This is a genomic window from Pseudonocardia hierapolitana (assembly GCF_007994075.1).
Taxonomy (GTDB): Bacteria; Actinomycetota; Actinomycetes; order Mycobacteriales; family Pseudonocardiaceae; genus Pseudonocardia; species Pseudonocardia hierapolitana.
This window is the reverse complement of sequence record NZ_VIWU01000001.1, coordinates 7,492,423-7,514,295: the sequence shown is the minus strand read 5'-3', so window position 1 is coordinate 7,514,295 and position 21,873 is coordinate 7,492,423. Positions and strand designations below refer to the sequence as shown.

Here is a 21,873-nt window from a genome sequence, read left to right as displayed (position 1 = left end):
GGTGCGCCCAGCGGGAAGCTGGGCCGTCGAGGTACGTGGTGGGCTCCCGGCGCGGGACACTAACCTACGGCCGTGGCGGTCGCCCCGATCGGCCTGGACCAGGCGTGCGAGCTGGTGCGCACCGGCGACATCTGGCTCTTCCGCGGTTCGTCCGGCGCCGACCGCGCCATCCGCGGCCTCACCAACGCCCCCGTGAACCACGTCGGGATGGCCCTCGTCCTGGACGATCTCCCGCCGCTGATGTGGCACGCCGAGCTCGGCCGCGCGCTCCCCGACCTCTGGACGGGCACCCGCCACCGCGGCGTGCAGCTGCACGATCTGCGCGACGCGGTACTGCAGTGGGGCCACCGCTACGGGCAGCGGGCCTGGCTACGCCAGCTGGAGGGGCCCGTCGGGCGCGCGCACGAGGACGGCGCGCTGCGGGCGGTCGCCCGGCTGGACGGCACCCCGTTCCCCTCCACGGCCCGCCTGGCGGGCCGATGGCTGCGCGGCCGGCTGCCGACCGCATTGCGCAGGCGCAGATCCCCGGCCGAAGCCGGTTCGGAGAGCGCCTACTGCGCGGAGGTCGTCGCCCTCACCTACCAGCAGATGGGGCTATTGGCGTCGGACCGCAGCCCGGACTGGTATGACCCGGGACGGTTCTGGAGCGGCGACGATCTCGACCTCGCACCCGGGTTCCGCCTCGGCGGTGAGATCGCCGTGAAGCTGCCTCCGCCTCCGGCCGCGTCCTGACGGACCCCCCTTTCCGGCCGAGCGCGATCCATTCCGGTGGTGTCCACGCCCATGGTTCGGACCCGGATCGACAATGCGCACCTGACTCCTTTATCATCCATCCGAAATCAGTTCCCACCGTTCTCCAGCGCCGGATGCCCGCCCTGCGGGTTGTCCGGCGTACCCGGAGCAGTTCTGAAAGGCAGCACAGTGGCCAAGCAGACGACCGTCACCCTGGTCGACGACCTGGACGGCAGCGTCGCCGACGAGCAGGTCGAGTTCGCGTTCGAGGGCAAGTCCTACGAGATCGACCTCTCCTCGGCCAATAGCGCCAGATTGCGCGACGCCCTCGCGCCCTTCATTTCCGCAGCTCGTCGCACGAGTGGACGCCGCCGTTCGGGTGGCGCCGTCGCCACGTCGCGGCCCAGCACCGACCGCGAGCAGAACCAGGCCATTCGGGATTGGGCCCAGCAGCAGGGCCTGAAGATCTCGGAGCGGGGCCGCATCCCGTCCAACGTGCTCGAGGCCTACCACAAGGCACACTGAGTTTCCGCGCGGCCCGTTCAGCGCGGCGCCATCCGGATTGCGCCGTCGAGCCGGATGACCTCCCCGTTGAGCATCGGATTGGCAACGATGTGCGCCACGAGCGCCGCGTACTCCGCGGGATCCCCCAGTCGGGCGGGGTGCGGAACCTGCGCGCCGAGCGAGGCACGCACCTCGTCCGACGCCCCCGCGAGCAACGGCGTGTCGAACAACCCCGGGGCGATCGTCATCACGCGGATCCGGGCACTCGCGAGATCACGCGCGATCGGAAGGGTCATCCCGACCACGCCGCCCTTCGACGCGGAATAGGCCGCCTGGCCGATCTGGCCGTCGAACGCCGCCACCGACGCGGTGTTGACGATCACGCCCCGCTCCTCGCCGTTCGAGCCGTTCGTGCCGTTCGTGCTGCCGATCGGGTCGAGGCGCATCATCCGCTCGGCGGCCATCCGGATCACGTTGAACGTGCCGATCAGGTTGATCTCGATCACGCGCGTGAAGTCGGCGAGCGGGAACGCGCCCGCGCGGCCGACCGTCCGATGGGCGGTGCCGATGCCTGCGCAGTTCACCGCCACCCGCAGCGGCCCGAGCTCCTCGGCGACGTCCAGGGCAGCGGCCACGTCGGCCTCGCTGCGGACGTCTCCCGGGGCGAAGCGCGCCCCGTCGCCCAGCTCGGTGGCGCGCTCGGCGCCTGCCGAGGTCGGCAGGTCCAGGATCACCACCCGCGCGCCCGCCGCACGCAACGCCTTCACCGTGGCGAGACCGAGACCGGAGGCCCCACCGGTCACCAGCGCAACCCCGTTCGTGATGTCCACAGCTCCCGCCTCTCGTGTCGTTCGTGATCGACAGGCCCTGTCATACCATCGTCGGTCGCCGTACCACCGTCAGTCGGCGGCGGGGGCCGGACCGACCGTCCCCCGGTCGCCGTAACGGCGGCGGGCGAGCACGGCGGCGATCGCCAGCGGCACGGAGACGGTCAACGCGACCCGGAACACCGTGTCGAACGCGGCCGCATCGGCGAGCGGGGCCAACAGCGCCGTGCCCACCGAGCCGCCCAGGAACAGCAGGGCCGCGAAGAGCGCGATCATCGTCGCCCGCTCCCCCGGCACGACCTCGGTGGCCCAGCTCTGCAGGGTCGTGTGCAGGAACGCCCACGACCCGCCCACCAGTGCCCCGGCGACGGCGACCGTGGGGAGCGAGACGCTCAGCGCGGGCACTGCCCAGCCTCCGACGAGCATGACCGCGCCGACCGCGGCGAGCCCGGGCGCCGACAGGCGCCCGACGAGGAGCCGCACCACGCGCGACAGGACGACGGCGCCGGCCCCGAACGACGCCGCGACCAGGCCGGCGACGGCTGCCGACGCACCCAGCGCCTGCACCGCGGGCGCCAGGTAGGTCACCACGCCCAGCACGACGGCGCCTTCGACGAGCACGAGCAGGAGCACGGCCTGCGCCCAGCGGTGACGCACGACGGCGGCGAGGGAACGCATCGGGTTTCCGGTCGCCGGCTCGTGCTCCGGCTCGGGCAGCCGGCGCAAGGCCACCCACAGCACGGCTGCGGCCACACCGGTGGCGGCCGGCACGGCCCGCCAGCCGACCAGCTCAGCGGCCAGTCCCGCCCCCGCCGTGGCGAGCGCCGTGCCGAGCGACGACGCCGTGAGGACCTCCGCGAGGGGGCGCTGCCGCACCTGCGAGGGCCACATGTCGCCGACGTACACCAGCGTGGCCGGGATCAGCGCAGCCACGAAGCCCGCCGCAACGGTGCGGGAGATGCCCAGGACCAGCAGGTTCGGGGCGACGGCCGACACGACGCCCGCCAGGGCGGCTCCCAGCAGCGCGATCCGCATGACGCGCACGCGCCCGATGCGGTCGCTCACCAGCCCCCACACGGGCTGCATCAGGCCGTAGGCGAGGTAGTACGCGCTCGCCACGGCGATCACGGCCACGAGCGGCGCCCGCATGTCGATGGCGATGACCACGATCAGCGGCGCGAGGGAGAAGCGGTCACAGCTGCTGGTCAACCCGGTCAGCTGCAGCAGGCGCAGCCGGGTCCGCTCGCCGCTTCGGCCCGTCGTCGCGCCGGTCTCGCCAGTCACCGTCCGACCATGCGCCGCGAGCGCCCGATCCGCTGCCGGTGCTGCACGTGAGTCTTGCCACTCATTAGCGTGGCTGTATGACCGTCGATCTCGACCCGGAGGAGTTCCGCCGGCTCGGCCACGCCGTCGTCGACTGGATCGCCGACCATCGCGCCGGGCTCGACGCGCTGCCCGTGCAACCGGGGGTCGACCCGGGCTGGGTGCGCGCCCGGCTGCCGGCAGAGCTGCCCGAGGACCCCGCCCCGCTCGACGCGCTGCTCGACACCGTCGACCGGGTCGTGGTGCCGGCGAGCACGCTCTGGCAGCACCCGCGGTTCTTCGGCTACTTCCCCGCGAACGCGTCCCTGCACTCCCTGCTCGGCGACATGCTGTCGGGCGCGCTGGGGGCGCAGGGGATGCTGTGGTCCACCTCGCCCGCCGCCACCGAGGTGGAGCAGGTCCTGCTGGACGCGTTCGCCGCCGCGCTGGGCCTGGACCCGGCGTTCACGTTCGCAGGCCGCGGGGGTGGCTGCATCCAGGACTCGGCCTCGTCCGGGGCGCTGGTCGCGCTGCTCGCGGCGCTGCACCGGGCCGAGCCCCGGTGGCGGGAGACCGGGGTGGGCGGCGACGAGCGCGTCTACGTCACGGCCGAGACCCATTCCTCGCTGGCCAAGGCGGTGCGCGTCGCAGGTCTCGGCGCCCGGTCTCTGCGCGTCGTCGACGCCGCGCCGGGATCGCTCGGTATGGACCCGGACGCGCTCGCAGCGGCCCTCGCGGCCGACGCCGCGGCCGGGCTGCGGCCGGTGCTCGTCTGCCCGACCGTCGGCACCACCGGCACCGGCGCGATCGACCCCGTGCGCCAGGTCGCCGAGGTCGCGCGCGAGCACGGGGTGTGGGTGCACGTCGACGCGGCGTGGGCCGGGGTGGCCGCGCTGTGCCCCGAGTTCCGGCACCTCCTCGACGGCGTCGAGCTGGCCGACTCGCTCTCCACGAACCCGCACAAGTGGCTGCTCACCGCTTTCGACGCCTCGCTGCTGTGGGTGCGCGACGGTGCCGCGCTCCCGGCAGCGCTGTCGATCACGCCGGAGTACCTGCGCAACACCGCCTCCGAGTCGGGGACCGTGGTCGATTACCGGGACTGGCAGGTGCCATTGGGGCGCCGGTTCCGGGCGCTCAAGCTGTGGGCGGTGGTGCACGGCACGGGTCTGTCCGGGCTGCGGTCCCACATCCGCGAGCACGTCGCGCTCGCCGCGAAGCTCGCTGACCGGGTGCGTGCCGACCCGGCGTTCGAGCTGGCCGCCGAGCCGTCGCTCGCACTGGTCTGCCTGCGCGTGGTCACCGGCGCCGGGCCGGACGCCGACGACGCGGCGTCCCGTGAGGTGCTCACCCGGGTCAACGCCTCTGGCACGGCGTTCCTCACCCACACCGTGGCAGGCGGGCGCTACGTGATCCGGGTGGCGATCGGTGCGGTCACCACCGGTCCCGAGCACGTCGACCAACTGTGGGACCGGCTGCGCGCCGAGGCGGCCGCGATGCTGCACCAGCGCCAGGGGAACTCTCAGCCGGGCTCGCCGCGCCACTTGCGGTAGAGCACCCACGCGAGATCGACGAGGGCGATCAGCGCTATCACCACCATCGCCCACCCGAGCAGCGGGAACGCGTTCGCGAACCCGATCCACGCCGCGCCGACCGCGAACACGAGCCCGAACGCCGCGAGCACGGCCCGCAGCGTCAGCGCGCTGTAGGTCGGGGCGGCCCCGCCGAATCCGGCGGTGGGGTCGTGGTAGTCGGGCAGGCCACGTTCGTAGTCGGCCCGCGTGCGGTGCGGCTTGTCTCCTCGTTGCCGCTTGACCATGTCCCCGGGGTACCCGCCAGGGGGCCTCAGGCCTCCTCGCGCTCCCGCTCCCCGTTCGGGTCGGGAATCCGGTGCCGCAGGAGCACGCGACTGCCCCGGTCGTCGAAGTGGATGAGCACCGACTCCGACATGTGGTGCATGAGGGGGATTCCGCGCCCGCCCTCCGCGGGGCGGTCGGCAGGTGGACGCCAGCTGCCGTGGTCGACGACCTCGATGCAGAGCGTCGCAGGCTCCGTCGTCCCTGATTCCGTCGTCCCTGATTCCGTCGTCGCGGACTCCGTCCACAGCGTGAGCTCGACGACCCCGGCCTCGTCGGGGCCGTAGGCGTGGCGCACGGCATTGGCGGCGGCCTCGTCGACCGCGAGCACGACGTCGGCGACCTCCATCTCGGTCAGTTCCAGCGGGGCGAGCCAGCCGGAGAGCTCCCGCCGGATCGCCGCGAGCTGCTCCGGGTCCGCCGGCCAGCTGCGGTGGACGAACTCGATACGGCCGGGGGCGGGCCGGCGGGAAACCTCCATGTCCGACAGGTTCCACCGCTTCCGGGAGAAGCAAACGTCGCCGGACGCTTCGATACGGCCGGTGGCCCGCTCGTCGCGCACGGCCGACCGGCGGGCGCAGCGTTCACCTGCAGTTCGCCGGCTGACGGTGACGCAGCCGCCAGTAGCGCTGTTCACTCCCCCGCATGTCCCGGCTCGACCGGGGGCACCACCTCGACGTGTCGAAGCTGCGGAACTCGCTGTGGAACTCGATGCGGAACCCGCTGCGGAACTCGATGCGGGAGCGGCTGCGCGTGCTGCGCAGGCCGGGCCGCGAGCGCGAGGTCGTGGTGCAGTCGGCCAAGGCCGCGCTGGCCGCCGTCGGGGCGCTGCTGGTGACGGGCCCGTGGGCCGGCACCCACGCCTTCCTCGCCCCGTACGCCGCGGTGCTCACCGTGACGAGCACGGTGCGCGGCTCCTGGACGGGCGCGGCCCGGCAGGCGGGCACGGTGGCGGCCGGGGTCGTGCTCGCGCACCTCGTGGGCCGGCTCGTGCCGGCCGTCACCGTCGCCGTGCCACTCGTCGTCCTGCTCGGGCTGCTGGTGGGCCGGTGGCGCCAGTTCGGCCCCGACGGGTGGTGGGTCTCCATCACCGCGCTGATCGTGGTGGTCAACGGCACCGCGGCGAACGCCCTCGACCTGGCCAGCTGGCTGGCGCTCAGCCTCTGCGGGTCGCTCGTCGGCGCCCTCGTGAACACCCTCCTGCTTCCCCCTGTGCACCTGCGCGACGCGCGGCACGCGGTCACCACGCTGATCGCCGAGGTCGCCGCGCAGCTGCGCGACATGGCCGCGACCGTGCACGACGGCTGGTCGGAGGCCGACGCGCGCCGGTGGGCCCACAGCGCCCGCGGCCTGCGCCGCGCCGTGCGACGGGCCGATGACGCGGTCTGGTACGGCCGCGAGAGCGTCCGCTGGAACCCGCGGCGGCGCCACATCCGACGGGCGGACTCCCCGCTCGCCGGGCGCGACGTCGTCGACCGGCTCAGTCGCGTCAGCGAACGGGTGCTGCAGGTGAGCGTGCTGCTCGGCAACCTCGCCGAGCGTGCCGACCACGCAGGCGACCCGGAGCTCGCGGTCCTGCTCGAGCGGCTGGCCGACGCGGTCGACGTCCTCGCCGAGCGACCGGACGAGCTCGCCGCCGCACTCGACGCCCCCGCCGCCGAGGCACGGCGGTTGCGCAACGGATCGGGCGAGCAGGCGGCCCGCGGTGCGAGCGTGATCGCGGTGTCGGATGCCGTGGCCGAGCTGGAGGCGGCGGTCACGGGTTAGTGGAGCCGGGCGGCGGGGTAGGCCTGCGGCATGACCTCGCACACGACGGGCGTGCCGTCCCAGCGGACGGCGTCCCCTCCTGCTGCACCCCTCCCCGGTACGCCGGACCCCGCAGCGGCCGGCCCTGCTGCGACCGGTGCCGACCTGGGCGACGTCCCGACCGGTGAGCTCGTCCGCCGGCTCTCCGCACAGCTCTCCGAGCTGGTCCGCCGCGAGCTGGAGCTGGCACGCACCGAGCTCACCGCGAAGGGCAAGCGCGCCGGTGCCGGAGCCGGGCTCGCCGGCGCCGGCGGCGTGGTGGCCCTCTTCGGCGTCGGCGCGCTGGTCGCCTCCGCCGTCGCCGGGCTCGCCACGGTCGTCCCGGTGTGGTTGTCGGCCCTGATCGTCGGGGTCGTGCTGCTGCTCGTGGCCGGTGTGCTCGCCCTCGTCGGGCGTTCGCGGCTGCAGAAGGCCACACCCCCGGTGCCCGAGCAGGCGGTGCGGGGCGTCCAGGAGGACGTCTCCGCCGTGCGGAACGCGGTGCACCGATGACCGCGTCGACGAGCGGGGGGTCGACGAGCGGGGGGTCGACGAGCGGGGGGTCGACCAGCGGAGGGTCGACCAGCGGAGGGCCGACCAGCGGAGGGCCGACCAGCGGAGGGCCGACCAGCGGGGGGCCGACGAGCGGGGGCGCGACAGGCGGCGGCACCCCGCGCGAGGGTGAGGTCGTCGAGCGGGACGTCGAGCAGCTGCGGGCTGAGCTCGGCGACACGGTCGAGGAGCTGGTCCACCGCGTCGACGTGCCCCAGCGGCTGCGCGAGAAGCGCGCCGAGGCCACCGAGCGGGTGCAGGCCCAGGTGACCCACGCCCGCGAGGTGGTGGCGGAGAAGGCGCCCGCCATCGAGGACGCCGTGCGCCAGCGGCCGCTCGTCGTCGGCGGGGTGATCGCCGCCCTGCTGCTCCTGTGGCTGCGCAGCCTGCGTCGCCGGCGCGCGCACCGGAAGGAGGCAACCGATGGAACGCGGTAGTGCGAAGCACAGCCCTCGGGAGGACGAGGCGCTCGCCGACCAGGTCTCCGGCGAGCTCGGCCCGGGCGGCTCGAACCGCGAGGAGTGGGCGTCCGCCGAACCACCCGCCGACGACGACCCACCCGAGCGCACGGACGGGAACCCGCAGCGCTGAGCCGTCGGTCCTGAGCCGTCGGTCCTGAGCCGTCGGTCCTGAGTTCTCAGGGCCGGGTCATCAGGTTGCGCTGTCAGAGCTGCGGGACCGGACGCCGGCCGCGCCACCCGAAGCCGACGGCGAACGCCGCCGCGAGCCCCGCGCCGATCGCGGTGATGCCGAAGCCCAGCTCGTACCCCGCGGCCGACGGCAGCGCGGCACCCGGGGCCACGTGCGCGGCGAGCACGGCCGCCGCCACCGCCCCGGAGACGCTCGCGCCGAGCATCCGGACCAGGCTGTTCACCCCACTCGCGACCCCGGTCCTGGCGGGCTCGACGTGCTCGATCGCCATCGTCGCGAGCGCGGAGTACGCGAGCCCGATGCCGACCCCGAGCAGCGTCATCGAGATCAGCACGTCGGTGACGTGGGCGTGGGACAGCACGAGCCACAGTTCGGACGCACCGGTCAGCACCGCCCCGATCGCGACCACGTAGGGCGCCGACAACCGCCGGATCAGCCCACCGGACGCCGGTGACACGATCATCATCAGCAGGGACGCCGGCAGCAGGTAGAGGCCGGCCTCCAGCACGGACGCGCCGAACCCGTACCCCGCGGTCGCGGGCGCCTGCACGAACTGCGGGGCCAGCGAGAACCCACCGAACATCGCGAACCCGAGCAGCATCGATGCCACGCTCGCCCCGATCGTGCCGCGGTGGGTCAACAGGTCGATGTCGACGAGCGGCTCCGCCGTCCGCCGCTCCACCGCCACCCAGATCGCGAAGAGCACGACCGAGGCGGCGAACAGCCCGACGATCCCCGCGGACGTCCAGCCCCAGCTCCGGCCTTCCGTGATGCCGAGCAGCAGCGTGACCAGGCCGCCCGCCAGGAGGATCGCGCCCGGGATGTCGGGACGCCCGCCCTGCGGTGGGGTCGGGTCGCGCAGGACGATCGCGCCGATGACCAGCGCGGCGGCGGCGAGCACGGCCATCACCCAGAACACGGCCCGGAAGCCGGTCGTGTACTGGGCGATCACGCCGCTCAGCACCAGGCCGATCCCGCTGCCGATGCCGATCGTCGCGCTGATCGTGCCGATGCCGGTGGCCATCCTCTCCGGCGGCAGCGCCCCGCGGACGACGCCGATCGACAGCGGGATCACCGCGACGGAGAAGCCCTGCACCACCCTTCCGAGCAGCAATGTCGGCAGCGAGGTCGCGAGTCCCGCGAGCACCGACCCGGCCAGCAGCAGCACGAACGACACCAGCAGCATCCGGCGCCGCCCGTACATGTCGCCGAACCGGCTGAACAGCGGGGTGGCCACCGCCCCGACGAGCATGCTGATCGTGAAGGTCCAGCTCACGGCCGTGACGTCGGCGCCCAGCTCGGTCTGCAGGCGCGGGAGCAGCGGAAGCACCGCACTCTGCTGCATGACGGTGACCGACGCCCCGAAGGCGGCCGCGGCGACCACCGACCAACCCCCTGGCGACCTCGGAACGATGTCGGTGTCGACGGCCGGAACAGCCTGTGTCATGTCAACCCTTCGAACGACTACCTTTGGTAGGTAACCAACGCGCAGGAGACTACCTACCTAAGTTAGGTAACAGTCAAGGGGGATTGTGGTGGAGGACTACGGCGACGAGCTGCTGGATGCCACGACGTCGATCAGCCGTCTGACCCGGATGCTCCGGCGTACCAAGCTGTCCGAACGAGCCTGCGCCGAGGCCGGCATCACGCTCGACCGGATCGGCCTGCAGATCCTGGGGCACGTCCGCAAGGCCGAGCAGCCGCCGAGCGTCAAGGAGCTCGCCGAGTCGATGCAGGTGGAGGGACCGCACGCCACCCGGCAGGTCCACCGCCTGGTCACCCGCGGACTGATCGAGAAGACGGTCGACCCCGACGACCGGCGGGTGGCCCGGCTCACACTGACCGCCGAGGGCATCGAGCTGATCGACCGCTACCACGCGGTGATCAAGGGCTGGATGCGCGACGCGGTCGCCGACTGGCCTGCGGAGGACAAGCGGCAGGTCTGCACGCTCGTCAAGCGCTGGGTCGACGACATCGAGACCTACTTCGACGAGCTCGACAGCAGGCCGTTCCCCCGACCCGCTCAGCGGCCCGCGGGCTGAGGCCGGTGTTCCGCCGGGCGCGGCGTCGACCGACCCAGCGCCTGGCCCACCACGAGCGCGGCCAGCGCGATGCCCAGCCCGGCGACCTGGGCCGGAGCCAGGGTCTGGCCGAGCACGACCAGCCCGGCGAGCGTGGCGGTCAGCGGGTTGGACAGGGTCAGCAGCGAGACGGTCGCGGGACCCAACCGCTCGATTCCGCGGAACCACAGCACGTAGGCGAGCGCGCCCCCGATCGTCGCGAGGTAGGTGTAGCCGGCCGCGTTGGCGACGGTCAGCGCTGCGGGAAGCCCCTCGACGGCCAACGTGAGGGGCGCGAGCAGCAGGCCGCCGAGCGTCATCTGCCACGCGGTGGACACGAGCGGGTGCTCCGGGCTCCCCCAGCGCTTCGCCAGGACGATCCCGAGAGCCATCAGACCGACGCCGGTGACCATCGCCAGCACGGCGAGCGGGTCCAGCCGTGCCTGCGCGGTGAGGGTCATGAGCGCGACGCCCGCGACGCCCGCGAGCGCGGCCACGAGCTGCCGCGCAGGCGTGCGGGTGCGCAGCACCAGCCAGGCGAGCCCGGCGACCATGAGCGGCTGCACGGCGCCGAGCGTCGCGGCGACACCCCCCGGCAGCCGGTAGGCCGCGAAGAAGAGCAGCGGGAAGAACGCGGCGAAGTTCACGATCCCGAGGACGAGGAACCGCCACCACCAGATCGGCGCAGGCGGTAACCGCCGCACCACCAGCAGCACCAGCAATCCGGCAGGCAGGGCGCGCAGGAGCGCGGCGAGCAGCGGGCGGTCGGGCGGCAGCAGAGCCGCCGTGACGACGTAGGTGGTGCCCCAGCTGACGGGGGCGAGCATGGTCAGCAGGCGGTCCCGCACCGAACTCTCCATCCTGATAATCTCGATATCGAGATACATGGGAGCACGCCGGTGGCTCGACGTCAAGTTTCTCGACGTGAAGAGAGTTGGTGGTCATGGAGGACGCGGTCGACCGGATCCTCGGCCAGTGGCGCCGGGAGCGCCCCGACGACGTGGACGACCTGTGGCCCATGGGGCTCGTCGGGCGCATCCAGCGGCTCGACCGCATCCTGGACCGCGAGCTCAAGGCCTTCTACGCCACGCGCGACCTCGAGCTGTGGGAGGCCGACGTGCTGCTCACGCTCCGCCGCTCCGGCGCGCCGTACGCCCTCACGCCGGGCGCGCTGCTCAAGGCCGCCATGATCACCTCGGGGGCGATGACCAACCGCATCGACCGGCTCGAGGCGAAGGGGCTCGTCCAGCGCAGCCCCGGCCCGGACGACCGCCGCTCGGTGCGCGTCCAGCTCACGCCCCGCGCCCTGGAGCTGATCGACGAGTTCTTCGCCGAGCACATGGCCAACGAGGCGCGCCTGTTCGCGGCCCTCACCGCCGGCGAGCGCGAGCAGCTCGCAGCGCTGCTCCGCACCGCACTGCACGCGCTGGGCGACACGGACATCACCTGACACCCGGTCGGGGACCCAGCAGACTCTCGATCGCGCGAACCGACAAGAGGTTCTTGGGGATGAACCCGATCGCAGGGCTGGCCGCGATCAGATCCGCGAGGTCCTCCTCGTCGCGGGTCGAGATGAGCACCACGGAGCTCCCGAGCCCGGGAACGTCCGCGACGAGGCGGCGAGCGACCTCGAACCCGCTCTCACCGCCCAGGCCGATGTCGACCAGAACGACATCCGGGTGCAGCGCATCGGCCTGCCGCAAAGCCTCTGCCTGGTTCATCGCGGTGCCGACGATCTGCAACCCGCCACGCGAGAGATGATCCCGGGCGACCGCGAGGAACTGCTCGTTGTCGTCGACGATCACACCCCGCCGCACCCTCGTGCCGCCCCCGGCTCGATCCTGGGCACCCCGGCTCTCGACGTTCCCGGCCACCCGGCCGGGCCGGACCTCGGCGGCCCGGAACGGCTGCGCGCGGGGCCCGGTCCGCCCGCGACCGTGCTCGGACCAGATGCTTCGCAGCACCGACATCACAAGACCTCCGGAGGGCATCGCGAGGCGTCGTCGCCAGGGTCCGAGGCAAGTGGGGGTTAACCACCTTCGGGTGTGCGAAACGGGATGGACGGAGATCTTCTCGAGTCGGCCGGGGTCAGGCCGGCTTCGTCCAGAGCAGGGAGTAGCGCCACATCATGTGGCGGCGCACCCGCACGCCGGGCAGCAGCCGCCGTGCGGTGTCCCGGACCTGGGCGAGCGTGTCCGGCGGCGGCCACACCGTCGGCGCGGTGACGTCCCGGTACCCACCGTTGCGCCACCGGTTCCAGCGCAGGGCGACGGTGCCCGCGACGTCGTAGGGCAGGTCGCGCGGCCGCTGGGGGCGCGGCAGCCCGATCACCGCGAGCACGCCGCCGGGGCGCAGCAGGTCGCGCATCCGTTCGAGGCCGGCAGCGGTGTCCATGTGGTGCAGCACGGCGACCGAGGCGACCACGTCGAAGGAGGCGGGTTCGAACGGGTGGGTCAGGACGTTCGCCTGCACGTACTCGATTCCCGGGCCGCCGTTCTCGGCGCGGGCACGCTCGAGGGTCGGCCCGTCGCGGTCGATGCCCACCACGGACGGCACGACCGACCGGAGCCGCATGGCGAGCTGGCCTTCGCCGCAGCCGACGTCGAGCGCCGTGCGGCTGCCCGGAGGCACCGCGGCGAGCACGATCGGGTGGTAGTGGATGTTGTGGTTCCACCGGGGGTCGGGATCGGCCACGAGGGCACCCTCCCACGGGCCGCGATCGGCTCACCGTCCGGTCGCGGTGATCACCGCGTCCGCCGGATCCTTGTCGCTGCGCAGCCCCCGCCACGCCGCGTGGCGCAGCCGGCCCTCTTTCGTCAGCACCCGGTAGACGACCTCGCCCACCAGCTCGGGGCGCACCCAGCGGGCCTTGCGGGCCTCGTCGCGGGGCACCTCCTCGTCGAACGGGCTCTCCGCCTGCTCCCGGGTCCGCAGCTCGACCAGCAGCGAGCGCAGCGCGGCCTCCGTGAACCCGGTGCCGACGTGCCCGAGGTAGCGCAGCGCCCCGCTGCCGTCGTAGGCGCCCAGGAGCAGCGCGCCGACGTTCTGCGCGCGCCGCCCCTCCCCCGCCGTCCAGCCGCCGATCACCACCTCCTGGGTGTGCAGCAGAGCCGTTTTGATCCACGCCGGGGAGCGGCGGCCGGGCTCGTAGCGGGAGGCGCGTCGCTTCCCGACCACACCTTCCAGGCCGTGGGCCCTGGCGACCTCGAGCAGCTGCGCGCCGCTCACCCCGACGGCCGCCGGGGGTACCTGCACCCGCGGCCCGCCGATGCCCAGCTCCTCGAGCAGCGCGCGCCGCCGGTCGTAGGGCTCGCCGAGCAGCGAGACGCCATCCAGGTACAGCAGGTCGAACACGATGTAGGACACGGGGATGCGCTCGACGAGCTGCGGGTCGGGCGAGCGCACGTGCATCCGGTGCTGCAGCGTCCCGAAGTCCGGCCTGCCGTTCTCGTCGAGGGCGACGACCTCCCCGTCCAGCAGCACCGGCCGGCCGTCCAGCAGCCCGCCGAGATCGGCGAGCTCCGGGTACGCCGCGGTGACCTCGTTGCCCCGGCGGCTCTGGGCCCGGACGCGTTCGCCCGCCACCGCGGTGACCGCGCGCACGCCGTCCCACTTGAACTCGAACGACCATCCTGCGCCCGCGGGCGGCTCCCCGGCTGTGGCCAGCATCGGCGACACGGGTGGCGGGAACGGATCGGTCGGAGCCATCCCCGGCAGCCTGCCCGGATCTTCGCACGTGCGCACGCCCGGCACCGCACGATCGAGTGGGCCGGCGGCCGCCTCCCGAGGGGTGGGGAGGCGGCCGCCGGGGAGCACGGGGGCGGCCGGGGGTTCCGCCGAGCCGTGCTACCCCACGGTAACTGTTGCACGCGCAATCGGGCGGATCTTCGGGCCCGAAAATCACACTAGGCTCGCTGTGTGCCGGACCACTCCGAACCCGACACCGCGTTGGACGCCGCGGCGGACGAGCTGTACTCCGTGCCGCCGGACGAGTTCATCGGTGCCCGCGACGCCGCCGTCGCGGCCGCCCGCGAGCGGGGCGACCGCGAGCTCGCGAAGGCCATCGGCAGGCTGCGCAGGCCCACCAAGGCCGCGTGGCTCGCCAATCTCCTCGCCCGGCACCGGGCCGCGCAGCTCGACGGGCTGCTCTCGCTCGCGGCCGGGCTCGCCGACGCCCAGCGCACCCTCGACGGCACGGCGCTGCGCCAGCTGTCCAGCAAGCGCCACCAGCTGGTGGCGGCCATGGCGCGCGAGGCCGGCCGCCTGGCGCAGGAGGCGGGCGACCCGGCGGCCGAGGGCGTGCTCCGCGAGCTGCAGGGGATCCTGGACGCCGCCCTGGCTCGCCCGGAGATCGCCGAGCAGGTCCGGTCCGGCCGGCTCACCCGCACGCTCAGCTACACCGGCTTCGGACCCGAGGCCGACCCGGACGCCGTGCCGGCGCCTGCGCCCCGCCCGGCTCCCCCCGAACCGGAGCGCGAGACCGAACGGGACGCCGCGCCCGCGGACGACGGCGCGGCGGATCGGGCCCGGCGCGCGCGGTTGCAGGCCGAACGCGACCGGCGCGCGGAGGCGCTGACCGCCGCGGAGGACGAGGAGGCGGCGGCGCGGGCCAAGCAGGACACCGACGAGGCCGCACGCGAGGAGGCCGTCACGGCCCGCGAGGACGCCCGCAGGCGGGTGGCCGAACTCACCGCCGAGCTCGAGGCCGCCCGTGAGCAGGAGCGCACGGCGGCCACGGCCGCCCGCGACGCGGAGACGGCGGCGAAGGCCTCCGCCCGCGCGGTGGGCGTGGCGGCGTCCCGCACGGCGCGGGCCCAGGCCCGTCTGGAGGAGCTCGACGCCCAGTTGAGCGCAGCGTCACCCGCCGAGTAGGTCCCCCGACCGGCCGTGCCGCGATTCACTCTCGTGGTCGCGCGTGCCGATCCCGGGCCCGGGGCACCCGAGCGGCATGGCGAACCCCACCTCCGCCCTCCCGACAGCCCCCGAGACCGCCGCGACCGACACGGTCGTCGGCCAGCTGAGGACGCTCGAGCAGCTCACCCGGACCGAGGCGCAGATCGCGCGCATCCGCCTCGGCCAGGCCAGCACCGACGCCGTACGCCGCGAGCTGGAGCAGAACGGCACCAACGCAGATCGCCGCGCGCAACGCATCGAGCGGGCGCTGCGCAACCTGGACGCCGTGCCCGACGTGGTGACGCCCGCGATCGGACGAGTCCTCGCGCTGGTCAAGACCACCCTCGAGCAGATGCAGGCGATCGACGAGGCGCTCATCGGCGACCTCGCCCTCGAGCACCAGCTCCTCGACCGTGCCCGCTACCTGCGTGTTCTCGCCCAGCGGGCGGGGCTGGACTCGGTCGTCCGCCTCGCCGACGACCTGGTCGACGCCCACACCGCCACCGTCGAATGGCTCACGACCGTCCTCGCCGAAGAGGCCCTCGGCGGCCCCACCGCCCTCACCCCGACGCCGCTGCAGCGGTTGGCCGGCGGCGTGGCGCACGCGGTCGCGCTGCCCACGCGGTTCGCCGTGGAGCAGGTCAACCGGGCCGTCCACACCGTCTACCGCACCGGTGAGGAGGCGAAGGAGACCGTCGAGGAGGTCGCGGGCGCGGCCGCCCGGCTCGGCAGCGACACCCGGGAGGTCGCCGCGGCCGGCCGGGACGCGACCCTGCAGCAGGCCGAGCGGGTGGCGCGGCGCGAAGGAGCGGACACCGTGGCGGGCGCGGTGCACGAGACCCGCGCGGAGCTGGGCGGCCTCGCCGCCTCCGAGCTGCCGATCAAGCACTTCGAGGAGATGACGGCGCCCAACGCGATCGCTGCCGTCCGCGAGCTGGCCGACCCCGACGACCTGCGGGCGATGATCGCGTTCGAGCGGTCCCACAAGAACCGCTCCGGCGTCGTCGAGGCGGCACAGGCGCGGTACGCGGCCGTCGCGGGAGAACGGACCGAGCGCTGATCCAAGTTTGACGCCCTCCGCCCGGGGCACCATCCGCTCGTGCTGCTGTTGTGCCCGCCCGGGGTGTACCGGGCAGAGAGCGATACCGAGTTGCTGATCGACGTGACCCGTGGCGGCGGGTTCGCCCGCGGCAGGAACGTGCTCGACGTCGGAACGGGCTGCGGAGCGCTCGCGCTCGCGGCGGCCCGTTCCGGCGCGGCCACGGTCACCGCGGTGGACCTGTCGCTGCGTTCCGTGGTCACCACCTGGCTCAACAGCCGGGTGCACGGGGCGCGGGTGGCGGTGCACCGCGGCGACCTCTTCGACCCCGTCGCGGGCCGCCGCTTCGGGCTCGTCATGGCGAACCCGCCGTACGTGCCGGCGGCCTCGTCCCGGTTGCCGCGCCACGCCATGGGGCGGTGCTGGGACGCGGGCCCCGACGGGCGCGCGCTGATCGACCGGATCTGCGCGGGCGTGCAGCACGTCCTCGCCCCCGACGGGGACGTGCTGCTCGTGCACTCCGCGGTGTGCGACGTCGACCTGACGCTCGCCGCCCTCGACCGCGCCGGACTCGTCGCGCGCGTCGCCGCGACGGCGACCGTGCCGTTCGGGCCGGTGATGCGGGCGCGCGCCGCGATGCTGGAGTCCCGGGGCCTCATCCGTCCCGGGCAGCGCGAGGAGGAACTCGTGGTCGTGCGGGCCCGCCATGCCTGACCGGGTTCAGCAGGTCCTGCTCACCGACGAGGGGCCGATGCTCGTGGCGGGCCCGGTGGACGTCGTGCTCCCGGACGGACGTCGCGTGCGGTCGGACCGGCCGGTCACGGCGCTGTGCACGTGCCGGCGCAGCCGTCGTCAGCCCTTCTGCGACACCAGCCACCGGCGCAAGGTCCGCACCGGCGGGGAGGAGGGCGAACGTGTTCGGCAGTAGCGCCATCCGCCCGGTCGAGGCGCCGCCGCTGCCGCAGCCGCGCGGCCCGCTCTCGGCCGCCGTGGTCAGCGCGCTGCGGCGGGGCCCGGAGATCCTCCCGCCGGTGGACGGCGCGGACCCGTACGGCGCCGACCTGCAGCTCGCCCTGTACTGCCTCTACGAGATGCACTACCGCGGGTTCGCCGGGGTGCCCGACGAGCGAGAGTGGGACCCCGCGCTGGTCACGATGCGCGTCGCGGCGGAGCGGCTGTTCCTCGACGCCCTGCGTGCCGACGTCGAGCCGTCCGACGACGTGGACGCCGAACTCGGCGCCCTGCTCGTCGAGCCGGTCGAGGGCACGGGCCCGTCCTGGCACCTGGCGAGGGAGGGCGAGCGCTGGCAGGTGCGCGAGTACGTGGCGCACCGCTCGCTCTACCACCTCAAGGAGGCCGACCCCCAGGCCTGGGTGATCGCCCGCCTCGACGGGCCGGCGAAGGCCGCCCTCGTCACCGTCGAGCACGACGAGTACGGGGCGGGCGACCCCGACCGGATGCACGCACGGCTCTTCGCCGACATGATGCAGGCGCTCGACCTGGACGACGCCTACGGCACCTACCTGGACGCCGCCCCCGCCGAGACGCTCGCCGAGGTCAACTTCATGTCCCTGTGCGGGCTGCGCCGGGCCCTGCGAGGGGCGCTGGTCGGGCAGTTCGCCACGGTCGAGCTCACCTCGTCCCCCGGATCGGACCGCCTGGTCAGGGCGATGCGGCGGCTCGAGCTGCCGGCTGCGGCGGTCGCGTTCTACGCCGAGCACGTCGAGGCGGACGCGGTGCACGAGCAGCTGATCCGCCGCGGCGTCATCGCGCCGCTGCTCGCGGGCGAGCCCGCGCTCGCCGCGGACGTCGTGTTCGGGATCAGGGCGAGCGGACTGCTCGCCGACCGGTTCGGCGAGCACCTCCTGGACTGCTGGGCCCACGACCGGCCGTCGCTGCTGCAGCCGCTGCCCGACGCCCCGCGGCGGGTGCCCGCCTGACGGGCAGACTGGGGGGTGATGCTTCCCGCGCTCCCCGACCTCCCGGTCCGCGCCGCGCTCCCCGAGATCACCGCCACGCTCGCCGGGGCCGGCTCGGCGGTGCTGGTCGCGCCACCCGGTACCGGCAAGACCACGCTCGTGCCGCTGGCGCTCGCGCCCGAGCTGCCGGGGAAGGTGATCGTCGCCGAACCGCGCAGGCTGGCCGCGCGCGCCGCGGCCGCGCGGATGGCCGCCCTGCTCGGCGAGGACCTCGGGCGCACGGTCGGCTACGCCGTGCGCGGCGACGCCCGCACGTCCGCGGCGACCCGCATCGAGGTCGTGACGTCGGGCCTGCTGCTGCGCAGGTTCGTCGCCGACCCGGAGCTCCCCGGCACCGCAGCGGTGGTGCTCGACGAGTGCCACGAGCGGCACCTCGACGCCGACCTGCTGCTCGCGCTGCTGCTGGACGCCCGCGACGGGCTGCGCCCGGACCTGCGGCTACTGGCGACGTCGGCGACGGTCCGGACCCGCAGGCTCGCCGAGCTGCTCGGCGGCCAGGATCCGGCGCCGGTGCTGGACGTTCCGGCACGCACGTTCCCGGTGACCGTGCGGCACCTCCCGCCGCTCCGTGGCGAGCGGATCGAGGTGTGCGTGGCGCGCGCCGTACGGACGGCGCTCGACGAGGGTGACGGCGACGTGCTCACGTTCCTCCCCGGCGTCGCGGAGATCCGGCGCACCACGATCGCGCTGTCCGGGCTGGACGCGGACGTCGTCCCGCTGCACGGGCGCCTGCCGGCGGCGGAGCAGGACCGGGCGCTGCGGCCGGGCCCCCGCCGCCGGGTGGTGCTCGCCACGGCGGTCGCGGAGTCGAGCCTCACGGTGCCGGGTGTGCGCGCCGTCGTCGACGCGGGGCTCGCGCGGGTGCCGCGGACCGACCACCGCCGCGGGCTCGCCGGGCTGGTCACCGTCCGGGTGTCGGCCGCGGTGGCCGAGCAACGGGCCGGGCGGGCCGGCCGGGAGGCCCCGGGGCGGGTGCTGCGCTGCTGGCCGAAAGGCGAGCTGCTGGCGCCGGAGCCCGATCCCGAGATCCGCACCGCCGACCTCACCCGGCTCGCGCTCGACCTCGCCTGCTGGGGCACCCCCGACGGCGCGGGCCTGCGCTGGTGGGACGCCCCACCGGAGGCCCCGCTCCAGGCCGGGCGCGCGGTGCTGCACGCGCTCGGGGCGCTCTCCGGCGACGGCGCCGCTGCCGGTGTCACCGACCGGGGACGCCGCATGGCCGAGCTCGGTCTGCACCCGCGGCTGGCCCGGGCGCTGCTCGACGGGGCGGCCGAGGTCGGGGGGCGGGCGGCCGCGGAGGTGGTGGCCCTGCTCGACGACGACACCCTCGCCGCAGGCGTCGAGGTGGAGTCCGAGCTGCGCAGGCTGCGTTCCGGGTCGGCTCCCGGCGCGGGCCGGTGGCGGGCCGAGGCGCGCCGGCTGCAGCGGCTCGTCGACGTTCGCGGCGACGGTGACGACCCCGCGTTCGTCACCGCGCTCGCCCACCCCGAACGCCTGGCCCGCCGCCGCTCCGCCGGCTCCCGGCGCTACCTCATGGCCGGCGGCACCGCCGTGGAGCTGCCGCCCGGCACGGCGCTGGACGGCCAGGAATGGCTCGCCGTGGCGGTGGCCGACCGGACGCCCGGCGCCGACCACGGCCGGGTGCGCCTCGCCGCCGCGGCCGACCGGGAGCTGGCGGTGCGCGCCGCGCCCGCGCTCGTCACGGAGGCCGACGAGGTGGCGTGGGTGCGCGGCGACCAGGCAGGCGTGGTGGCCCGGCACGTCCGGCGCCTCGGCGCGATCGTCCTCGACGAGCACCGCATCGCCGATCCGCCACCCGACGCCCTGCGCGCCGCCCTGCTCGACGGCCTGCGGACCGAGGGCCTCGGCCTGCTGCGCTGGTCGGACGGTGCCGGCCGGCTGCGGGACCGGCTCGCCACGCTGCACCGCGTCCTCGGTCCGCCGTGGCCGGACGTCTCGGACGAGGCGCTGCTGGCCGATCCCGACCGGTGGTTCGGCGCGATCACGTCGGCCCGCGGCCGCGCCGATCTGTCCCGGGTCGACGCGGGAGCGATCCTGCGCGGCCTCCTCGGGTGGCGTGAGGCCGCCGCCCTCGACGAGCTGGCGCCCGAGCGGCTCACGGTGCCGTCCGGCTCGCGGGTCGCCCTCGACTACTCGGGAGAGCGGCCCGTCCTGGCGGTGAAGGTCCAGGAGGTGTTCGGCTGGGCCGGCGCGCCTGCCGTGGCGGGCGGGAGGCTCCCGGTGCTGCTGCACCTGCTCTCACCGGCAGGCCGACCGGCCGCGGTCACCGCCGACCTGGCGAGCTTCTGGACGACGGGCTATCCCCAGGTCCGGGCGGAGCTGCGGGGCCGCTACCCCAAGCACGCATGGCCTGAGGACCCGCGCACCGCGCCGCCCACGGTCAGCGCTCGCGGGCGAGGGCGTCCCGGGCGATGACCGCCTCCTCCGCCAGCGCCGGAACCTCCCCGGCCGCCTCCCGTGCCTCGTCGGCGGTCTCGCCGGCACCGTCGAGGTCGCCCCGGACCGTCTGGAGCAGCACGGCGCCCGCGAGCACGACCACCGCGCCCAGCAGGAACGGCACGTGCACGCTCAGGTGCTCGGCGAGCAGGCCCGCCGCGAACGGGGCGAGCCCGCCGCCGATGAACCGCACGAACCCGTACGTCGCCGACGCCACCGGCCGCGGCACCGGCGAGATGCTCATGACCGCCGTGGTGACGAGGGTGTTGTTGAGCCCGACGAACGCCCCGGAGGCGATCACCGCCCCGATCACGACCCACCGCACGCCGGGGAACGCGCCGATCAGGGCGAGGACCACGGCCACGAGGACGAGGCACGCGGTGAGGGTGCGCGCGGTGCCGAAGTGCCGCTCCAGCCAGGGCGCGCCGAACACCGCGAAGATCGCCACGAGCACGCCCCACGCGAAGAAGACCCCGCCGAGCTGCAGGGCCGAGAGGCCCATCAGGAACGGCGCGTAGCCCAGCAGCGTGAAGAAGCCCCAGTTGTAGAGCAGCCCGACGACGCTGGTGGTGCGCAGGCTGCGGTGCTTCAGTGCGGCGAGGGGCTCGCGCAGCGACGAGCGCCGCTCCGGGGCGGGCGTCGGCGGCAGGAACGCCACGGTCGCCACGAGCGCGATCAGCATGAGGACGGAGACGCCGAGGAACGGCCCGCGCCAGCTGATGTCGCCGAGCAGCCCACCGAGCAGGGGGCCGGTGGCGATGCCGACGCCGAGCGCGGTCTCGTAGAGCACGATCGCGCCGGCGAAGCCACCGCTCGCGGATCCGACGATCACGGCGAGCGAGGTCGCGATGAACAGGGCGTTGCCCAGTCCCCACCCGGCGCGGAAGCCGACGATCCCGGCGATGCTGTCCGCGGCACCGGCGGCCGCCGCGAACACCACGATGAGCGCGAGGCCCGCGATCAGCGTGCGCTTCGCGCCGATCCGGCTGGACACCGCGCCCGTCACGAGCATCGCGACGGCCGTGACGACGAGGTAGCTCGTGAACAGCAGCTCCACCTGCGTGTGACTCGCGTCCAGCTGCGTGGCGAGCGCCGGCAGGATCGGGTCGACGAGGCCGATCCCCATGAACGAGATGACGCACGCGAAGGCGACGGCCCAGACGGCCTTCGGCTGGCGGAACGGGCTGATCTCAGCGGTCACGGTCACGGCACCCGATTATAGATAGCGTTGCTAAGTAT

Annotated in this window: 25 protein-coding genes; 15 read left to right on the top strand and 10 right to left on the bottom strand. The window is 74.5% G+C overall.

Features of this window, described 5'->3' with window-relative positions; all coding sequences use genetic code 11:
• The first annotated feature begins 72 nt into the window (after positions 1-72).
• Together FHX44_RS35480 and FHX44_RS35475 are read left to right on the top strand one after the other, a co-directional pair.
• Positions 73-732, top strand: coding sequence for a hypothetical protein (locus FHX44_RS35480; RefSeq protein WP_147259766.1), 660 nt, complete (start codon positions 73-75; stop codon positions 730-732).
• Between the two features lie 189 nt (positions 733-921).
• Positions 922-1,257 carry a histone-like nucleoid-structuring protein Lsr2 gene (locus tag FHX44_RS35475; protein ID WP_147259765.1) on the top strand — a complete coding sequence of 112 codons (336 nt, stop codon included), beginning with the start codon at positions 922-924 and terminating at the stop codon, positions 1,255-1,257.
• A gap of 17 nt (positions 1,258-1,274) precedes the next feature.
• Here the strand turns inward: FHX44_RS35475 and FHX44_RS35470 are convergent, their stop codons facing one another.
• A complete protein-coding gene (locus FHX44_RS35470) occupies positions 1,275-2,066 on the bottom strand; it encodes an SDR family NAD(P)-dependent oxidoreductase (protein WP_147259764.1) in 792 nt (263 codons plus the stop codon).
• Positions 2,067-2,135: 69 nt separating this feature from the next.
• Positions 2,136-3,347: an MFS transporter gene (locus tag FHX44_RS35465; protein WP_147259763.1), complete on the bottom strand. Its 1,212-nt coding sequence runs from the start codon at positions 3,345-3,347 to the stop codon at positions 2,136-2,138.
• Positions 3,348-3,424: 77 nt separating this feature from the next.
• Here FHX44_RS35465 and FHX44_RS35460 point away from each other — a divergent pair, with 77 nt between their 5' ends.
• Positions 3,425-4,915, top strand: a complete 1,491-nt coding sequence (locus FHX44_RS35460) for an aminotransferase class V-fold PLP-dependent enzyme (protein WP_147259762.1) — start codon at positions 3,425-3,427, stop codon at positions 4,913-4,915.
• Here FHX44_RS35460 and FHX44_RS35455 read toward each other — a convergent pair.
• Positions 4,885-5,181 carry a hypothetical protein gene (locus tag FHX44_RS35455; protein ID WP_147259761.1) on the bottom strand — a complete coding sequence of 99 codons (297 nt, stop codon included), beginning with the start codon at positions 5,179-5,181 and terminating at the stop codon, positions 4,885-4,887. The genes FHX44_RS35460 and FHX44_RS35455 overlap by 31 nt on opposite strands.
• A 26-nt stretch (positions 5,182-5,207) precedes the next feature.
• Positions 5,208-5,699 (bottom strand): ATP-binding protein, encoded by a 492-nt coding sequence (locus tag FHX44_RS35450; RefSeq protein ID WP_147259760.1) that lies wholly within the window; start codon positions 5,697-5,699, stop codon positions 5,208-5,210.
• Positions 5,700-5,863: 164 nt separating this feature from the next.
• On the opposite strand from FHX44_RS35450, the gene FHX44_RS35445 reads away from it, so the two are divergent.
• Genes FHX44_RS35445 through FHX44_RS42450 form a run of 4 tightly spaced genes read left to right on the top strand, consistent with a single transcriptional unit; the run spans position 5,864 to position 8,146 of the window.
• Complete coding sequence (locus FHX44_RS35445) at positions 5,864-6,985, top strand: aromatic acid exporter family protein (RefSeq protein ID WP_147259759.1); 1,122 nt, start codon at positions 5,864-5,866, stop codon at positions 6,983-6,985.
• Positions 6,986-7,015: 30 nt separating this feature from the next.
• Entirely contained in the window at positions 7,016-7,516 is a 501-nt protein-coding gene (locus FHX44_RS35440; protein ID WP_147259758.1) for a phage holin family protein, read from the top strand.
• A complete protein-coding gene (locus FHX44_RS35435) occupies positions 7,513-7,992 on the top strand; it encodes a DUF3618 domain-containing protein (RefSeq protein WP_147259757.1) in 480 nt (159 codons plus the stop codon). The genes FHX44_RS35440 and FHX44_RS35435 overlap by 4 nt, the downstream gene beginning before the upstream one ends.
• On the top strand, positions 7,979-8,146 hold the full coding sequence (locus FHX44_RS42450; protein WP_170309167.1) for a hypothetical protein: 168 nt from the start codon (positions 7,979-7,981) through the stop codon (positions 8,144-8,146). Before FHX44_RS35435 ends, FHX44_RS42450 begins: the two co-directional genes overlap by 14 nt.
• Positions 8,147-8,219: 73 nt before the next feature.
• On the opposite strand, the gene FHX44_RS35430 is transcribed toward FHX44_RS42450, so the two are convergent.
• Positions 8,220-9,653, bottom strand: coding sequence for an MFS transporter (locus tag FHX44_RS35430; RefSeq protein WP_147259756.1), 1,434 nt, complete (start codon positions 9,651-9,653; stop codon positions 8,220-8,222).
• An 88-nt stretch (positions 9,654-9,741) separates the two neighbouring features.
• Between FHX44_RS35430 and FHX44_RS35425 the strand changes: the two genes are divergently transcribed.
• Positions 9,742-10,248: a MarR family winged helix-turn-helix transcriptional regulator gene (locus FHX44_RS35425; RefSeq protein ID WP_147259755.1), complete on the top strand. Its 507-nt coding sequence runs from the start codon at positions 9,742-9,744 to the stop codon at positions 10,246-10,248.
• Here FHX44_RS35425 and FHX44_RS35420 read toward each other — a convergent pair.
• Positions 10,230-11,126 (bottom strand): EamA family transporter, encoded by an 897-nt coding sequence (locus tag FHX44_RS35420; protein WP_246170763.1) that lies wholly within the window; start codon positions 11,124-11,126, stop codon positions 10,230-10,232. The genes FHX44_RS35425 and FHX44_RS35420 overlap by 19 nt on opposite strands.
• 83 nt (positions 11,127-11,209) lie before the next feature.
• Between FHX44_RS35420 and FHX44_RS35415 the strand changes: the two genes are divergently transcribed.
• Positions 11,210-11,716: a MarR family winged helix-turn-helix transcriptional regulator gene (locus FHX44_RS35415; RefSeq protein WP_147259753.1), complete on the top strand. Its 507-nt coding sequence runs from the start codon at positions 11,210-11,212 to the stop codon at positions 11,714-11,716.
• On the opposite strand, the gene FHX44_RS35410 is transcribed toward FHX44_RS35415, so the two are convergent.
• From FHX44_RS35410 to ligD, 3 genes are all read right to left on the bottom strand, one after another.
• Complete coding sequence (locus tag FHX44_RS35410; protein ID WP_147259752.1) at positions 11,709-12,236, bottom strand: response regulator; 528 nt, start codon at positions 12,234-12,236, stop codon at positions 11,709-11,711. The two genes, FHX44_RS35415 and FHX44_RS35410, sit on opposite strands and share 8 nt — an antisense overlap.
• Positions 12,237-12,354: 118 nt before the next feature.
• Positions 12,355-12,960 carry a class I SAM-dependent methyltransferase gene (locus tag FHX44_RS35405; protein ID WP_147259751.1) on the bottom strand — a complete coding sequence of 202 codons (606 nt, stop codon included), beginning with the start codon at positions 12,958-12,960 and terminating at the stop codon, positions 12,355-12,357.
• A gap of 30 nt (positions 12,961-12,990) precedes the next feature.
• Positions 12,991-13,974 (bottom strand): non-homologous end-joining DNA ligase, encoded by a 984-nt coding sequence (gene ligD / locus FHX44_RS35400; protein WP_246170762.1) that lies wholly within the window; start codon positions 13,972-13,974, stop codon positions 12,991-12,993.
• Between the two features lie 210 nt (positions 13,975-14,184).
• On the opposite strand from ligD, the gene FHX44_RS35395 reads away from it, so the two are divergent.
• From FHX44_RS35395 to hrpB, 6 genes are all read left to right on the top strand, one after another.
• Positions 14,185-15,138, top strand: coding sequence for a hypothetical protein (locus FHX44_RS35395; protein WP_147259750.1), 954 nt, complete (start codon positions 14,185-14,187; stop codon positions 15,136-15,138).
• Positions 15,139-15,214: 76 nt separating this feature from the next.
• On the top strand, positions 15,215-16,219 hold the full coding sequence (locus FHX44_RS35390; protein ID WP_147259749.1) for a DUF892 family protein: 1,005 nt from the start codon (positions 15,215-15,217) through the stop codon (positions 16,217-16,219).
• A 39-nt stretch (positions 16,220-16,258) separates the two neighbouring features.
• Complete coding sequence (locus tag FHX44_RS35385) at positions 16,259-16,912, top strand: HemK2/MTQ2 family protein methyltransferase (RefSeq protein WP_212612796.1); 654 nt, start codon at positions 16,259-16,261, stop codon at positions 16,910-16,912.
• Positions 16,905-17,126 carry a CDGSH iron-sulfur domain-containing protein gene (locus tag FHX44_RS35380; RefSeq protein WP_147259748.1) on the top strand — a complete coding sequence of 74 codons (222 nt, stop codon included), beginning with the start codon at positions 16,905-16,907 and terminating at the stop codon, positions 17,124-17,126. The genes FHX44_RS35385 and FHX44_RS35380 overlap by 8 nt, the downstream gene beginning before the upstream one ends.
• Complete coding sequence (locus tag FHX44_RS35375; protein WP_212612795.1) at positions 17,113-18,138, top strand: iron-containing redox enzyme family protein; 1,026 nt, start codon at positions 17,113-17,115, stop codon at positions 18,136-18,138. Before FHX44_RS35380 ends, FHX44_RS35375 begins: the two co-directional genes overlap by 14 nt.
• Positions 18,139-18,156: 18 nt before the next feature.
• Positions 18,157-20,613, top strand: coding sequence for an ATP-dependent helicase HrpB (gene hrpB, locus FHX44_RS35370; protein WP_147259747.1), 2,457 nt, complete (start codon positions 18,157-18,159; stop codon positions 20,611-20,613).
• Here hrpB and FHX44_RS35365 read toward each other — a convergent pair.
• Positions 20,579-21,841 (bottom strand): MFS transporter, encoded by a 1,263-nt coding sequence (locus tag FHX44_RS35365; protein WP_147259746.1) that lies wholly within the window; start codon positions 21,839-21,841, stop codon positions 20,579-20,581. The genes hrpB and FHX44_RS35365 overlap by 35 nt on opposite strands.
• Between the last annotated feature and the right edge of the window lie 32 nt (positions 21,842-21,873).